The sequence below is a fragment of the Allobosea massiliensis genome, assembly GCF_042655245.1.
GTDB classification, from domain to species: Bacteria; Pseudomonadota; Alphaproteobacteria; order Rhizobiales; family Beijerinckiaceae; genus Allobosea; species Allobosea massiliensis.
The window spans coordinates 1-14553 of sequence record NZ_JBHSLU010000008.1; the positions used below are offsets into that span (position 1 = coordinate 1).

Below are 14553 nucleotides of genomic sequence, written 5' to 3' on the forward strand. Positions count from 1 at the left end.
CGGGGATCTCTCGGTTCAGGGTTGGCGTTCACAACCCAAACCTAACCGGCAATCGCCGGTGACCACCGTCAGCTACACCACGCTATGGGACACGACCTCGGGCGGCCTCTGGTGACAGAGATTTGTGGTGCGGTGCAGCGGTATTCCCGAGGTTGGCACGTCCTTTGCCAGCCACCTGAACCGGGCCGGGGAGGCCCGCCGACGCCTCGGTCCGCAGGCGCGGCCAACCAGGGTCGGTTCGGGGGATCATCCGTGAACACCACACGTCGCACAGTTCTAGGCGCCGCTCTCGCGGGCGCCACCATGCTTGCCACCCTTCTGCCGGCGGCGGCGCAGGAGACCATCAAGGTCGGCATCCTCCACTCGCTCTCGGGCACGATGGCCATTTCCGAGACGACGTTGAAGGACGTCATGCTCATGCTCATCGAGGAGCAGAACAAGAAGGGCGGCGTGCTCGGCAAGAAGCTCGAGCCGGTCGTGGTCGACCCTGCCTCGAACTGGCCGCTCTTCGCCGAGAAGGCGCGCGAACTCATCACTAAGGACAAGGTCTCGGTCGTGTTCGGCTGCTGGACCTCGGTGTCCCGCAAGTCCGTGCTGCCGGTCTTCAAGGAGCTGAACTCGATCCTGTTCTACCCCGTCCAGTACGAGGGCGAGGAGAGCGAGCGCAACGTGTTCTATACGGGCGCCGCGCCGAACCAGCAGGCGATCCCCGCCGTCGACTATCTCGCCAAGGAAGAGAAGGTCCAGCGCTGGGTGCTGGCCGGCACCGACTACGTCTATCCGCGCACGACCAACAAGATCCTCGAGGCCTATCTGCTCGCCAAGGGCGTGGCCAAGGAGGACATCATGATCAACTACACGCCGTTCGGGCATTCCGACTGGCAGACGATCGTCTCCGACATCAAGAAGTTCGGCACCGCCGGCAAGAAGACGGCCGTGGTCTCGACCATCAACGGTGACGCCAACGTGCCGTTCTACAAGGAGCTCGGCAACCAGGGCATCAAGGCGACCGATATCCCGGTCATCGCCTTCTCGGTCGGCGAGGAAGAGCTGGCCGGCATCGACACCAAGCCGCTGGTCGGCCATCTCGCCGCCTGGAACTACTTCCAGTCGGTGAAGACGCCGGAGAACGAGGCCTTCATCAAGCAGTGGAAGGCCTTCAAGAAGAACGACAAGGCCGTCACCAACGACCCGATGGAGGCCCATGTCATTGGCTTCGCCATGTGGGTGAAGGCGGTCGAGAAGGCCAAGAGCTTCGATCCCGACAAGGTGATCGACGCGCTGCCGGGCATCACCGCGCCGAACCTGACCGGGGGCATCTCGACGATGCTCCCCAACCACCACATCACCAAGCCCGTCCTGATCGGCGAGATCAAGGCCGACGGCCAGTTCGACGTGGTCTCGAAGACCGATCTCGTTCCCGGCGACGCATGGTCCAAGCACCTCGAAGGCTCCAAGGACCTGATCGGCGACTGGGTCGAGAAGAAATGCGGCAACTTCAACACCAAGACCGGCAAGTGCGGCGGCGCCTGACGACTTGAGAGGGGGAGGGCCGGCACGGGCGCCATAAGGCCCGGCCGGCCCTCGCAATCAGCGGCACCCCCGGCTCGGGCCGGGGGTGTTCGCCACAGACGATCCGGCGCCGCGCCCCGCCCGCCGACGGACCATGCGAAGCGAGCCCATGCGGATCCTGCCCTGCCTCCTGCGCACCCTGGCGCTGGCGATGTTGCTCGCGCTCCATCCGGGTGCAGCCCCCGCCCAGAGCGCCGACGACGCCTTTGCCCGGCTCGGTGCCGACAGTTTCTCCGAAACCAACCGCGCCATCGAGCTGCTGATCGCCCAGGCGCATCCGCAGGCGGCGTTGATCATCGAGGCGCTGGCCGAGGGCCGGCTGCTGGCCGGTGGCGGTGCCGTCGTGGTGCGGATGCCCGACGGCCGCATCCTCGACGCCCGCACCGGCGCGACCCTGCCCGCGGCGCCCGCGGGTCTTGCGGCCGTGCGGCTCAACAACAGCGTGCGCCGCACCATCCAGGGCGCGCTCGGCGGGCTCGGCCTGCTCAATCCCGACGCCGGCAAACGCATCGCCGCGGCGGAGGCCGTGTTCAAGTCGCGCGACGCCTCGCTGCTGCCCGTGCTCGAAGGCGCCATCGCCAAGGAGACGAATGCCCGCGTCAAGGCGGCGCTGCGGCAGGCACAGGCCGCCATCCTCGTCGCGAAATCCGACGCGCCCCCCTTCGACCGGATCGCCGCCATCGACGTGCTGCGCGAGCGCGGCGACCAGGATGCGCTGGCGACGCTGCGCTCCCTGCCGGCCGATGCCTCCGCCTCGCTGAAGGAGGCGCAGGCCCGCGCCATCTCCGACATCGAGGGCCGGCTGGCGCTCTGGCGGGCCGGACAGAACCTCTGGTATGGGCTCTCGCTCGGCTCGGTCCTCCTGCTCGCCGCCATCGGGCTCGCCATTACCTTCGGTGTGATGGGCGTGATCAACATGGCCCATGGCGAGATGGTCATGATCGGCGCCTACACGACCTTCATCGTCCAGGAGGTCATCCGCGCCCGCTTCCCGGGCCTGTTCGACTATTCGCTGCTGATCGCCGTGCCGCTCGCCTTCCTCGTGGCGGGGCTGGTGGGCATCGCCATCGAGCGCGGCGTGATCCGCTTCCTCTATGGCCGGCCGCTGGAGACGCTGCTGGCGACCTGGGGCATCAGCCTGATCCTGCAGCAGGCGGTCCGCACCGTCTTCGGGCCGACCAACCGCGAGGTCGGCGCGCCCGCCTTCATGTCGGGCGCCTTCGAGATCGGCGAGATGGCGATCACCTGGAACCGGCTCTGGATCATCGTCTTCGCGATCCTCGTCTTCGCGGCCCTGCTGGCGATCCTGAAGCTGACGCCGATCGGCCTGCAGATGCGCGCCGTCACCCAGAACCGGCGCATGGCCTCGGCCATGGGCATCCGGACCGGCCGCGTCGATGCGCTCACCTTCGGGCTGGGCTCCGGCGTGGCGGGGCTGGCGGGCGTCGCGCTCTCGCAGATCGACAATGTCAGCCCCAATCTCGGCCAGAGCTACATCATCGACAGCTTCATGGTCGTGGTCTTCGGCGGCGTCGGCAATCTCTGGGGCACGCTGGTCGCCGCGATGACGCTGGGTGTCGCCAACAAGCTGCTCGAACCCTATGCGGGGGCGGTGCTCGGCAAGATCGCGCTGCTCGTCTTCATCATCCTCTTCATCCAGAAGCGCCCGCGCGGCTTGTTCGCGCTCAAGGGCCGGGCGGTGGAAGCATGATCGCGCGCTTTCTCCTGCAGGACATGGACCGGCGCGGCGCGATCTTCCTCGCCCTCATCGCCGGGCTTGCCATCCTGATCCCGGCTTTGAACCTGCTCGTGCCGGCCGGCTCGCCCTTCCACGTGCCGACCTCGACCATGTCGCTCTGGGGCAAATATCTCTGCTACGCGCTGCTGGCGATCTCGCTCGACCTCGTCTGGGGCTATTGCGGCATCCTCTCGCTCGGCCACGGCGCCTTCTTCGCGCTCGGCGGCTATGCGATGGGCATGTATCTGATGCGCCAGATCGGCTCGCGCGGCACCTATGGCAACCCGATCCTGCCGGATTTCATGGTCTTCCTGAACTGGAAGGAGCTGCCCTGGTACTGGTACGGCTTCGACTCCTTCCCCTTCGCGATGCTGATGGTGCTGCTCGCGCCGGGGCTGCTCGCCTTCGTCTTCGGCTGGTTCGCCTTCCGCAGCAGAGTCACCGGCGTCTATCTCTCGATCATCACCCAGGCGCTGACCTACGCCCTGCTGCTCGCCTTTTTCCGCAACGACATGGGCTTCGGCGGCAACAACGGCCTGACCGATTTCAAGGACATCCTCGGCTTCAACGTCCAGGCGCAAGCGACTCGTGCGGCTCTGTTTTCCATGACCTGCGTCATGCTGATCGCGGGCTTCCTGATCGCGCGCGGCATCGTCGTCTCGAAGCTCGGCAAGGTCGTCATCGCGATCCGCGACGCGGAATCGCGCACGCGCTTCCTTGGCTACCGGGTCGATCGCTTCAAGCTCTTCGTCTTCACCGTCTCGGCCTGCATGGCGGGTGTCGCGGGGGCGCTCTACGTGCCCCAGGTCGGCATCATCAATCCCAGCGAATTCGCCCCGGCCAACTCGATCGAGACCGTCATCTGGGTCGCGGTCGGCGGCCGCGGCACGCTGGTGGGTGCGGCGCTCGGCGGCGTCGTCGTCAACTACGCCAAGACGATCTTCACCTCCGGCTTCATGGCACCCTACTGGCTGTTTGCGCTCGGCGCGCTCTTCGTCTTCGTCACCCTGTTCATGCCCAAGGGCATCCTCGGCACGGCGCAGGACTGGTGGGAGAAGCGGCGCAGGCCCGCTCCCGCGACGACGCCCGAACCGGCCCCGGCGGAGTGACGCGCATGAACGCTCCCACCCCCGGCCAGCTCACCTCGTCACTGCTCTATCTCGACGGCGTCAGCGTCTCCTTCGACGGCTTCAAGGCGATCCGCGGCCTCTCGCTGACGATCGAGCCCGGCGAAATGCGCGCCATCATCGGCCCCAACGGTGCCGGCAAGACGACGATGATGGACATCATCACCGGCAAGACCAAGCCAGACGTCGGCACGGTGATGTTCGGCGGCTCGATCGACCTGACGCGGCTCGACGAGGCGGCGATCGCCAATCTCGGTATCGGCCGCAAGTTCCAGAAGCCGACCGTCTTCGACTTCCACACCATCGAGGACAACATCCTTCTGGCGCTGAAGGCGCCGCGCACGGTGGCGCGGACCCTGTTCTGGAAGACGGCGGCGGCGCAGCAGAAGCGCATCGACGACATCCTCGGCATCATCAAGCTGGGCGATGCGCGCGAGCGGCTCGCGGGTTCGCTCTCGCACGGCCAGAAGCAGTGGCTCGAGATCGGCATGCTGCTGGCGCAGGACCCCAAGCTCCTGCTCGTGGACGAGCCCGCCGCCGGCATGACCGACGGCGAGACCGCCGAGACGGCCGTGCTCCTCAAGGAGATCGCCAGGGACCATTCGGTCATCGTGGTCGAGCACGACATGGGCTTCATCCGCGAACTCGGCGTGAAGGTCACGGTGCTGCACGAGGGCTCGGTCCTGGCCGAGGGGCCGCTCGACCAGGTCAGCGCCAATGAGCGCGTCGTCGAAGTCTATCTGGGGCGCTGAGCATGCTGACCGTCGACGCCATCGACCTGCATTACGGCGCCGCCCAGGCGCTGCGGCGCGTCTCGATCACCGCGCAGGCCGGCCAGGTCACATGCGTGATGGGCCGCAACGGCGTCGGCAAGACCACGCTGATGCGCGCCATCGTCGGCCAGCAGCCGATCAGCGGCGGCAAGATCGGCTTTCGCGGCGAGGATATCTCGACCTTGCGCACCGAGGACCGCGCCCGTGCCGGCATCGGTTTCGTGCCGCAGGGCCGCGAGGTCTTCCCGCTGCTCAGTGTGAAGGAAAACCTCGAGACCGGCTTCGCGCCGCTGCCGCGCCGGGAGCGCTATGTCCCGGACGAACTCTTCGACCTGTTCCCCGTGCTCAAGTCCATGCTGGGCCGACGCGGCGGAGACCTCTCGGGAGGCCAGCAACAGCAACTCGCGATCGCGCGGGCGCTGGTGACCCGACCCAAACTGCTGGTGCTCGACGAGCCGACCGAGGGCATCCAGCCCTCGATCATCAAGGATATCGGCCGCGCGATCGATTATCTGCGCTCCAAGGGCGACATGGCGATCGTGCTGGTCGAGCAGTATTTCGACTTCGCCCGCGATCTCGCCGACACGATGTTCGTGATGGACCGCGGCGAGGTCGTGCTGTCCGGCGCGATGAAGGACCTCGACGCCAACCAGGTGCAGCGGCTGATCCAGGTGTAGGGGCGACCTTTCGCCGTCATTGCGACCGAAGCGAAGCAATCAAGGAGACGTAGATTACTGCCGCTCTGGATTGCTTCGCTCCGCTCGCAATGACGGAAGGGCCAGCCACGGCCCCCGTCAAAACGCCAGCGGCGCGTTGTCGACGACCTCCTTCATCACGAAGAAGGTGCGGGTCTGCCGCACGCCGGGAAGCGCGATCAGCTTGTCGCCGTGGAGCTTGTTGAAATCCGCCATGTCCCGCACGCGGATCTTCAGGATGTAGTCGAAGTCGCCGGCGACGATGTGGCAGTCGAGCACGACCGGCATCGCCCGGATCGCCGCCTCGAAATCGCCGAAGCTCTCCGGCGTCGATCTGTCCAGCACCACGACGAAGGCCAGCGTGCCCATCTCGACCTTTTGCGGCGAGACCTGCGCCCGCACACCCGTGACGTAACCCTCCGCGAACAGGCGCTGGATCCGCCTGTGGCAGGTCGCGGCGCTGGTGTTCACGCGCTTGGCGATCTCGGCATTGCCCATCCGTCCGTCGCTCTGCAGCAGCCGCAGAATCTTGAGGTCGGTCCGGTCGAGTTTGGGCTCCATGAAAGGATCTTCCAGAACAGCCGCCGATTATGGTTTGATATGTAAGCAGCCGAGCAGCCATCGTCGTCAAGACGTCATCCACGCCTCCCACTTCGGAAGCACCTTTCAGGCAATTCTCGCTAGTTTTTTCCGAACTTCAATCCGGAGCAAGCAAGAACCATGCTGTCGAAATTCGAGCGCTATCCGCTGACCTTCGGCCCGACGCCGATCGAGCCGCTGCCGCGTTTGTCGGCCCATCTCGGCGGTCAGGTCGAGCTCTTCGCCAAGCGCGAGGACTGCAATTCCGGCCTCGCCTTCGGCGGCAACAAGCTGCGCAAGCTCGAATACATCGTGCCGGATGCGATCGCGTCTGGAGCCGACACGCTGGTCTCGATCGGCGGCGTCCAGTCCAACCACACCCGCATGGTCGCGGCGACCGCCGCCAAGATCGGCATGAAGTGCCGCCTCGTGCAGGAGAGCTGGGTGCCGCATGACGATGCCGTCTATGACCGCGTCGGCAACATCCTGATGTCGCGGGTGATGGGCGCGCATGTCGAGCTGGTCGACGAGGGCTTCGATATCGGCATTCGCGCAAGCTGGGAGAAGGCGCTGGAGGATGTGAAGGCGAAGGGCGGCAAGCCCTATCCGATCCCCGCCGGCGCTTCCGTCCACAAATTCGGCGGCCTCGGCTATGTCGGCTTCGCCGAGGAGGTGCGGGCGCAGGAGGAACAGCTCGGCTTCAAGTTCGACTACATCGTCGTCTGCACCGTGACGGGCTCGACCCATGCCGGCATGGTCGTCGGCTTCGCCAAGGACGGCCGCCAGCGCAACGTCATCGGCATCGACGCCTCCTTCACCCCGGCCCAGACCAAAGCGCAGGTGCTCGACATCGCGCAGAAGACCTCGGCCCTGGTTGGCGGCAAGGACATCGTCGCAGACGACATCGTTCTGAACGAGGACTACGCCTATCCGGTCTACGGGGTCCCCTCGAAGGAAACGATCGAGGCGATCCGGCTCTCCGCCAGGCTCGAGGGCATGATGACCGACCCCGTCTATGAGGGGAAATCGATGCAGGGCATGATCGACCTGGTGAAGAAGGGCTTCTTCCCCGCCGGCTCGAAGGTGCTCTACGCCCATCTCGGCGGCGTACCGGCGATCAACGGCTACAGCTACACCTTCCGTAACGGCTGAGCGCGATGGAGGTCGTCCTCCTGGTCGAGTTCGAGGCGGGGGCGCCAGAACGCGCCGCTCTGCTGGAGCGGCTCGGTGCGCTTGCGCTGACGGGGCGAGGCCGGCTCAGCTTTCTCGGCACCGCCCCGGGCGAGGCGGGTCGGCCGGGCCGCGAGGTCCTGGCTGTCGGGGTGACGCGGGCGGCCGAGGCCACCGCGCTCGTCGCGCGCTGGCGCGAGGAGGGGGCGCTTCCGGTCGAGGCCTCGGTGCGGCCTCTCGCCGTCCAGCCGCTCTGGTCGATGGAGCCCTTAGCGCTGATGTTTCCCTGAAACGGCACGCTCGCCCGGCGGCCTGCGGCACACCGGGCGAGGGCAGGAGGGCTCACTTGCCTGCGTTGACCGTGATCGCCGGCAGGGCGCTGCTCTGCAGGCCGTATTTCGCGAAGATCGCGTCATAGCCGCCCTTGGCCTTGAGCCGGTCGAGAGCGCCCTTGACCGCGTCGCGCAGCTGGTTGCCCTCCGCGGTCTTGGCGAAGGGGATGCCGGCGCGGACATCGGTGAAGGGCGTGCCCAGCGGCACATAGGTGTTGGGCTCGAGCTTCAGGAAATAGGGCATCGTCTCGCTGCCCTGGACAGCCGCCTGCAGCCGCTGCGTCTTGAGCTGCGTGCGGGCATCGACCGAGCCCTCGGTCCCGACGATCGTCATCGCCGGCTTGCCCTTGGCGACGCAGTTGGCCTGGCTCCACTTCTCCATTTCGGCCGGCCAGGTGGTGGAGCGGCTGGCGCCCACGCTCTTGCCGCAGAGGTCGTCGGTGGTCTTGATGCCCGAGGCCGCCAGCGCCGTGATCGTGTAGAACTGCGCGCCGGACGCGAAGTAGTTGACGAAATCCACGGTCTCGCGCCGGGCTGCATTGTCCGACATGCCGGCCATGACCATATCGACGCGGCCCGTCTGCAGCGAGGGCAGCATCTGCGCGAAGGCGGTTTCCTGCCATTCGATCTTGACGCCGAGTTCGGCGCCGATCGCCTCGCCAAGCTCGATGTCGAGCCCGGTCAGCGTGTTGGTCGCCGTGTCCTTGAAGGTGATCGGCGGGTAGTTCGGCTGCGTTGCGACCACGATCTTGCCGGCGGACTTGATGCGCGCCGGAAGCTCCTGGGCCGAAGCGGCGGCAGGCAGGGCGAGGGCGAGCGCGGCGATCAGGCTGCGGGTCATCTGGGACATGGGAAACTCCTCTGGAAGCGGCGCTTGATGATGGGGTGGGTCAGCTCAGGACGGCGGCGATGAAGTCGCGGGTGCGCTGCTGCTGCGGCGCTCCCAGAACCTGGGCCGGCGGGCCCTGCTCGACGAGCCGGCCCTGGTCCATGAAGACGACCCGGCTGGCGACTTCGCGGGCGAAGCCCAGCTCATGCGTCACCACGATCATCGTCATGCCGCTGCGGGCGAGGTCGCGCATCACGGCCAAGACTTCGCCGACGAGTTCGGGATCGAGCGCCGAGGTCGGCTCGTCGAACAGCATCAGGCGCGGCTTCATGGCCAATGCGCGGGCGATGGCGACGCGCTGCTGCTGGCCGCCGGAGAGTTCGGACGGATAGGCGTCGCGTTTCTCCGCCAGGCCGACGCGCGCGAGCAGCGCCTCGGCTTCGGCGATCGCATCGCGCCGCTGGCGCTTCAGGACCGTCACCGGCCCCTCGATGATGTTCTGCAGCGCCGTCATATGGGCGAAGAGATTGAAGCGCTGGAAGACCATGCCGCTGGCCAGCCGCTGCCGGGCGATGTCGCGGTCGGTCAGCTCGACCAGCCGTCCGCCCTCCTGCCGGAAGCCGGTGAGTTCGCCATCGACCCAGATCGCGCCGGAGTCGATGCGCTCGAGCTGGTTGATGCAGCGCAGCAGCGTCGATTTGCCGGAGCCCGAAGGCCCGACGATGCAGACGACCTCGCCGGGTGCGATCTCGAGCGAGACGTCGTCGAGCGCGGCCAGCGTGCCGAAGCGCTTGGTGACCGACAGCGCCTTGACCATCGGGATGCCGGTCTCAGCCATGTCGACCTCCCGCGCCGGCACGCCCCTTGGCGAAATGCCGTTCGAGCGCGATCTGGCCGAGCGACAGGATCGACACCACGATCAGGTACCAGCCGGCGGCGACGATCAGCAGTTCGATGACGCGGGCATTGGCGTAATAGATCGTCTGGGCGTTGCGCAGGATCTCGGAGAACTGGATCACGCTGGCGATCGAGGTCAGCTTGACCATGCTGACCACCTCGTTGCCGACGGGCGGGATGATCACCCGCATCGCCTGCGGCAGCACGATCCGGCGCAGCGTCGTCAGCCGTGTCATGCCGATCGCCTTGGCGGCTTCGGTCTGGCCGTGATCGACCGAGAGGATGCCGGAGCGGACGACCTCCGCCGTATAGGCCCCCTGATTGATGCCGAGCCCCAGCAGCGTCGCCATGAAGGGCCCGATCACGTCGATCGTCCGGACCGAGAACAGGCCGGGGATGCCGAGGGTCGGGAACACCAGCGCGAGGTTGAACCAGATCAGCAGCTGCAGGATCAGCGGCGTGCCGCGGAAGAACCAGATGTAGAAGGCGGCGCAGCCCCGCATCACGCCATTGGGCGACATCGCCATGATGGCGAAGAGGACGCCCAGCGCGATGCCCAGCGCCATGGCGGAGACCGTCATGATGACGGTGTTGACGAGCCCGCCGAGGATGGCCGGCGCGGTGAAGAACTGGCCGACGACCTTCCAGGCGATGTCGCCCTCGGCGAAGGCCTTGATCACCAGTGCCAGGGCCAGCAGCACCAGCGCGGCCGAGAGCCAGCGCCCGAGATGCAGGCGTCCGACCCGGGGCAGGCTCAGGATGGCTGGGTCGAAGTGAGATGCCGTCCGCGTGGGCTGGGTCATGGCGTCGGCCCCCGGTACTCCAGCGCCCAGGCGCGCTGCCGGGCCAGATCGCGCGACAGCCGCTCGATCTGCTCGGCGACGCGTGCTGGCGAGGTACCGCCCCGGGCCATGCGGGCGTCCAGCGCGGCCTCGAGCGTCAGATGCTCGCGGATATCGGGCGTCAGGCGAGGATCGACGGCCGCCAGATCGGCATCGTCGATCTCGTGGAGCTCGCAGTCGCGCTCCTCGCAGAGTCGCACCAGCGCGCCGGTGATGTCATGCGCCGTGCTGAAGGGAACGCCCTTGCGCGCCAGGAAATCGGCGACCTCGGTGGCGAGCGTGAAGCCCTGCGACGCGGCCTTCCGCATCGTCTCGGTCTCGACGGTCATCGTCGCGACCATGCCCGCCATCGCCGGCAGCACCAGCGCCAGCCCGTCGACGGCCTCGAAGGCGGCGCGCTTATCCTCGGCGAGGTCGCGGTTGTAGGACAAGGGCAGGCTCTTCAAGGCGGCCAGCATCGTGGTCACGCCGCCGATCAGCCGGGCCGAGCGTCCGCGCGTCAGCTCGGCGATGTCGGGGTTCTTCTTCTGCGGCATGATCGAGGAGCCGGTCGCGAAGGAATCGTGCAGCGAGATCCAGCGATAGGGCTGGGTGCACCAGATCACGATCTCCTCGGCCAGGCGCGACAGATGCACCGCGAGCATTGCGGCGACGAACAGGAATTCGGCGACATGGTCCCGCGCGCCGACCGCGTCGACCGAATTCTCGAAGGAGGCGTCATAGCCGAGCTCTTCGGCCGACAGCTCGGGATTGAGCGCAATCGCCGAGCCCGCCAAGGCCGCGGCCCCCAGCGGGGAGACGGCATTGCGCGCATCCCAGTCCATCAGCCGGCCTGCATCGCGCGAGAAAGCCTGGGCATGGGCGAGAAGATGATGGCCGAAGGTGATCGGTTGGGCCGCCTGGAGATGGGTCACGCCGGGCACCGGCGTCGCCTTGTGGGCCTGCGCTTGGGCGACGAGCGCATCCTGCAGCGCCATGAGCTCCGTCATCAGCGTCCGCGCCCGGTGGCGCAGGAACAGCTTGAGATCGTTGGCGGCCTGGTCGTTGCGCGAGCGCCCGGCGCGGATCTTCCCGCCGAGCGGTCCGAGCTTCTGGGTCAGCACCCGCTCCAGGAAGGTGTGGACGTCCTCGTCCTCCGGCCAGGGCTCGATCAGCCCGGCGGCATGCTGCTGCGCCACCTCGTCGATGGCCCTCAGGATTGTGGCGATCTCGCCATCGTCGAGAAGCCCGGCGCGGCCGAGTTCGCGGATATGGGCGCGCGAACCGGCCAGATCATAGGGCGCGAGCCGGAAATAGCTCGGCTCCGAGCGGGAGAGGCGAGTCAAAGACGGATCGGGCTCGGCGCCGAAGCGGCCACCCCAGAGGCGCAAGGGCTGGTTCACAGATCAACTCCGGCACGATGTCTCTTCGGGGAAGCCTAGGGCGAGGACGGCCCCGCCGGCAAAGGAGATGATTTCCCACGATCATTCCATTTCGGAATACCTCTTTGCCGGATCGGCAACGTCCCTTAAAATGTCGGGATGAGCGGGCCGTCGCATCCCTTGCCGTCGACCACCGGCCTGCGCGTCGTCGAGGCCGTGGCGCGTCACGCCTCCTGCTCCGGCGCGGCGCTCGAACTCAACATGACGCAGAGCGCGGTCAGCAAGCAGCTCAAGGCCGTCGAGCAGATCGTCGGCGTGCCGCTGTTCAGGCGCAACCGCCGCGGTCTCGAGCCCACCGAGGCCGGCCGCGCCTTCATCGAGCCGGCGCGCGCGGCCCTGTCGGGTCTGGTGGCGGCCGTCGCCGGGATGGCGCCGTTTCGCCCGGCACAGCACCGCGTCAGGCTGCATGTGCTGCCGATCCTGGGCGATCGCTGGCTGGTGCCGCGCTTCTCGGGCTTTTCCGACCGGCATCCCGAGATCGACGTGCAGTTCACCACTTTCGTCACCCATGACACCAGTGAGCCGCCCGACGCCATCTTCCGCTTCGGCGAGGGCGACTGGCCCGGCCAGGTCTGCGACTATCTCTTCGGCCGCGACGTGGTTCTGGTCGGCGCTCCCGATGTCTTCGGCCGCTTCGGCGGTCTCGAGAGCGCAGCCGACGTCGCGCGATTTCCGGTGCTCGACCATTTCCAGACGCCGCTGCGCTGGAGCGACTTCGGCGAGGCGAACGGCGTCGTCGGCCTCGCGCCCCAGCGGGTGATTCGGTTCGGCTTCTATGCGCTCGTCATCCGCGCCGCCATCGCCGGCCAAGGACTGGCGCTGGTGCCCCGCACGCTGGTCGGCGAGGAATTGGCGAGCGGCCAGCTCGTCAATCCGGCCGGGCTCGGTTTTCGCAGCCGCCACGGCTACTGGCTGACCTATCCCTCCGATCGCCCCCCGAGCCCGGCCTTCGCGCTGTTGCGGGACTGGCTTGTCGCGGAGGCCGCCGGGATGCGAGAAGCGCGCTGAAAATCCGTGGCCTCGCATCGCGAGGGCGGCGACGAAAGGATTCCCGATGCAGCTTGGAATGGTCGGCCTCGGCCGGATGGGTGGCAACATCGTGCGCCGGCTGATGCGCGCCGGGCATGACTGCGTCGTCTACGACCGCGATCCCAAGCCCGGCGCGGCCTTGGCGGCGGATGGCGCGGTCGTCGCGGCCGATCTCGCCGACATGGTCGCCAAGCTCCAGGCGCCGCGCGCGATCTGGGTGATGCTGCCGGCCGGCAAGATCACCGAGGCGACACTGGCCGAGCTCGCCGGCCTGCTCTCGCCGGGCGACACGCTGATCGACGGCGGCAACGCCTTCTGGAAGGACGATGTCCGCCGTGGGCGCGAACTGGCGGCCAAGGGCCTGCACTACATGGATGTCGGAACCTCGGGCGGCGTGCATGGTCTCGACCGCGGCTACTGCCTGATGATCGGCGGCGACAAGGCGGCCTTCGACCGGCTCGAGCCGATCTTCGCGACGCTCGCGCCCGGCAAGGGCGAGATCGAGCCGACGAAGCATCGCGAGGGCCGCAATCCGACGAGCGAGCAGGGCTACCTTCACTGCGGACCCGTCGGCGCCGGCCATTTCGTCAAGATGGTCCATAACGGCATCGAGTACGGCATGATGCAGGCCTTCGCCGAGGGCTTCGACCTGCTGCGCAACGCCTCCGCGACGGAAGGCCTGCCGCCCGAATACGGCTTTTCCTTCGATACGGCCGAGATCGCCGAAGTCTGGCGCCGCGGCTCGGTCGTGACCTCCTGGCTGCTCGACCTGACGGCCGAGGCGCTGGCCGCCGACGAGGAGCTCTCGGCCTATTCCGGCCATGTGTCCGACTCGGGCGAGGGGCGCTGGACCGTCGATGCCGCGGTCGAGACCGCGACGCCGGCGGAGGTGCTGACCTCGGCGCTGTTCGCGCGCTTCCGCTCGCGCGTCGACCACACCTTCGGCGAGAAGGTGCTCTCGGCGATGCGGGCCGGCTTCGGCGGCCATGTCGAACCCAAAAAGCAGGGCTGATTCCGGATGGTTGCCTCGCATGCGACGGTCAAGCCGGCCGTCATCGTCGTCATGGGCGTCGCCAGCTCGGGCAAGACCTCGCTGGGGGAGCGCCTCGCCGGCCAGCTCGGCTGGCCCTTCCGCGACGCCGATTCGTTTCACCCGCCGGAGAACGTCGCCAAGATGGCGGGCGGCACGCCGCTGACCGACGAGGACCGCAAGCCCTGGCTCGCCGCCATCGCCGCCTGGATCGACGATCTGCGCGCGTCGGGCGGCCACGGCATCGTCACCTGCTCGGCGCTGAAGCGCGCCTATCGCCGCGTCATCGTCGGCGACCGGGCGGATGTCGCGCTGGTCTATCTCAAGGGCTCGCGCGAGCTGATCGGCGAGCGCATGGCACAGCGGCAGCATCACTTCATGCCGACGGCGCTGCTCGACAGCCAGTTCGCCACGCTCGAAGAGCCAGGCGAGGACGAGCGACCGCTCGTCGTCTCGGTCGAATCGTCGAAGGACGCGATCGTCGCCGACGTGCTGACTCGGCTCTCGCTGGCTTGAGCC

Annotated in this window: 15 protein-coding genes; 10 read left to right on the forward strand and 5 right to left on the reverse strand. The window is 67.5% G+C overall.

Annotation, left to right across the window (positions count from 1 at the left end; translation table 11 throughout):
• The first annotated feature begins 303 nt into the window (after window positions 1–303).
• From urtA to urtE, 5 genes are all read left to right on the forward strand, one after another.
• Window positions 304–1533 (forward strand): urea ABC transporter substrate-binding protein, encoded by a 1230-nt coding sequence (gene urtA / locus ACFPN9_RS05250; protein ID WP_082732986.1) that lies wholly within the window; start codon window positions 304–306, stop codon window positions 1531–1533.
• Between the two features lie 148 nt (window positions 1534–1681).
• The gene (gene urtB / locus ACFPN9_RS05255) at window positions 1682–3283 is read left to right on the forward strand and encodes an urea ABC transporter permease subunit UrtB (RefSeq protein ID WP_377815811.1); all 1602 of its coding nucleotides are present in this window, start codon (window positions 1682–1684) and stop codon (window positions 3281–3283) included.
• Window positions 3280–4419, forward strand: a complete 1140-nt coding sequence (urtC, locus tag ACFPN9_RS05260; protein WP_066716484.1) for an urea ABC transporter permease subunit UrtC — start codon at window positions 3280–3282, stop codon at window positions 4417–4419. Before urtB ends, urtC begins: the two co-directional genes overlap by 4 nt.
• A gap of 5 nt (window positions 4420–4424) precedes the next feature.
• Window positions 4425–5189, forward strand: coding sequence for an urea ABC transporter ATP-binding protein UrtD (urtD, locus tag ACFPN9_RS05265; RefSeq protein ID WP_066716481.1), 765 nt, complete (start codon window positions 4425–4427; stop codon window positions 5187–5189).
• A gap of 2 nt (window positions 5190–5191) precedes the next feature.
• The gene (gene urtE, locus ACFPN9_RS05270; RefSeq protein WP_066716478.1) at window positions 5192–5887 is read left to right on the forward strand and encodes an urea ABC transporter ATP-binding subunit UrtE; all 696 of its coding nucleotides are present in this window, start codon (window positions 5192–5194) and stop codon (window positions 5885–5887) included.
• A gap of 117 nt (window positions 5888–6004) precedes the next feature.
• On the opposite strand, the gene ACFPN9_RS05275 is transcribed toward urtE, so the two are convergent.
• Window positions 6005–6466, reverse strand: a complete 462-nt coding sequence (locus tag ACFPN9_RS05275) for an Lrp/AsnC family transcriptional regulator (protein ID WP_377815815.1) — start codon at window positions 6464–6466, stop codon at window positions 6005–6007.
• 159 nt (window positions 6467–6625) lie between these two features.
• Between ACFPN9_RS05275 and ACFPN9_RS05280 the strand changes: the two genes are divergently transcribed.
• Together ACFPN9_RS05280 and ACFPN9_RS05285 are read left to right on the forward strand one after the other, a co-directional pair.
• Window positions 6626–7636 (forward strand): 1-aminocyclopropane-1-carboxylate deaminase, encoded by a 1011-nt coding sequence (locus ACFPN9_RS05280; RefSeq protein ID WP_066716472.1) that lies wholly within the window; start codon window positions 6626–6628, stop codon window positions 7634–7636.
• Between the two features lie 5 nt (window positions 7637–7641).
• Window positions 7642–7944, forward strand: a complete 303-nt coding sequence (locus ACFPN9_RS05285; protein ID WP_066716469.1) for a hypothetical protein — start codon at window positions 7642–7644, stop codon at window positions 7942–7944.
• A 52-nt stretch (window positions 7945–7996) separates the two neighbouring features.
• Here the strand turns inward: ACFPN9_RS05285 and ACFPN9_RS05290 are convergent, their stop codons facing one another.
• Genes ACFPN9_RS05290 through argH form a run of 4 tightly spaced genes read right to left on the reverse strand, consistent with a single transcriptional unit; the run spans window position 7997 to window position 11936 of the window.
• Complete coding sequence (locus ACFPN9_RS05290) at window positions 7997–8827, reverse strand: ABC transporter substrate-binding protein (protein WP_066716600.1); 831 nt, start codon at window positions 8825–8827, stop codon at window positions 7997–7999.
• Window positions 8828–8876: 49 nt separating this feature from the next.
• Window positions 8877–9653 carry an amino acid ABC transporter ATP-binding protein gene (locus tag ACFPN9_RS05295; protein ID WP_066716598.1) on the reverse strand — a complete coding sequence of 259 codons (777 nt, stop codon included), beginning with the start codon at window positions 9651–9653 and terminating at the stop codon, window positions 8877–8879.
• Window positions 9646–10515, reverse strand: coding sequence for an amino acid ABC transporter permease (locus tag ACFPN9_RS05300; protein ID WP_377815820.1), 870 nt, complete (start codon window positions 10513–10515; stop codon window positions 9646–9648). Before ACFPN9_RS05300 ends, ACFPN9_RS05295 begins: the two co-directional genes overlap by 8 nt.
• On the reverse strand, window positions 10512–11936 hold the full coding sequence (gene argH / locus ACFPN9_RS05305; RefSeq protein WP_066716464.1) for an argininosuccinate lyase: 1425 nt from the start codon (window positions 11934–11936) through the stop codon (window positions 10512–10514). The genes ACFPN9_RS05300 and argH overlap by 4 nt, the downstream gene beginning before the upstream one ends.
• 138 nt (window positions 11937–12074) lie before the next feature.
• Between argH and ACFPN9_RS05310 the strand changes: the two genes are divergently transcribed.
• From ACFPN9_RS05310 to ACFPN9_RS05320, 3 genes are read left to right on the forward strand one after another with little or no spacing between them, the layout of a single operon-like run.
• Window positions 12075–12983, forward strand: coding sequence for a LysR substrate-binding domain-containing protein (locus ACFPN9_RS05310; protein WP_066716461.1), 909 nt, complete (start codon window positions 12075–12077; stop codon window positions 12981–12983).
• A 46-nt stretch (window positions 12984–13029) separates the two neighbouring features.
• Entirely contained in the window at window positions 13030–14016 is a 987-nt protein-coding gene (gene gnd, locus ACFPN9_RS05315; RefSeq protein ID WP_066716458.1) for a phosphogluconate dehydrogenase (NAD(+)-dependent, decarboxylating), read from the forward strand.
• Window positions 14017–14022: 6 nt separating this feature from the next.
• Entirely contained in the window at window positions 14023–14550 is a 528-nt protein-coding gene (locus ACFPN9_RS05320; RefSeq protein WP_066716455.1) for a gluconokinase, read from the forward strand.
• Window positions 14551–14553: the final 3 nt, after the last annotated feature.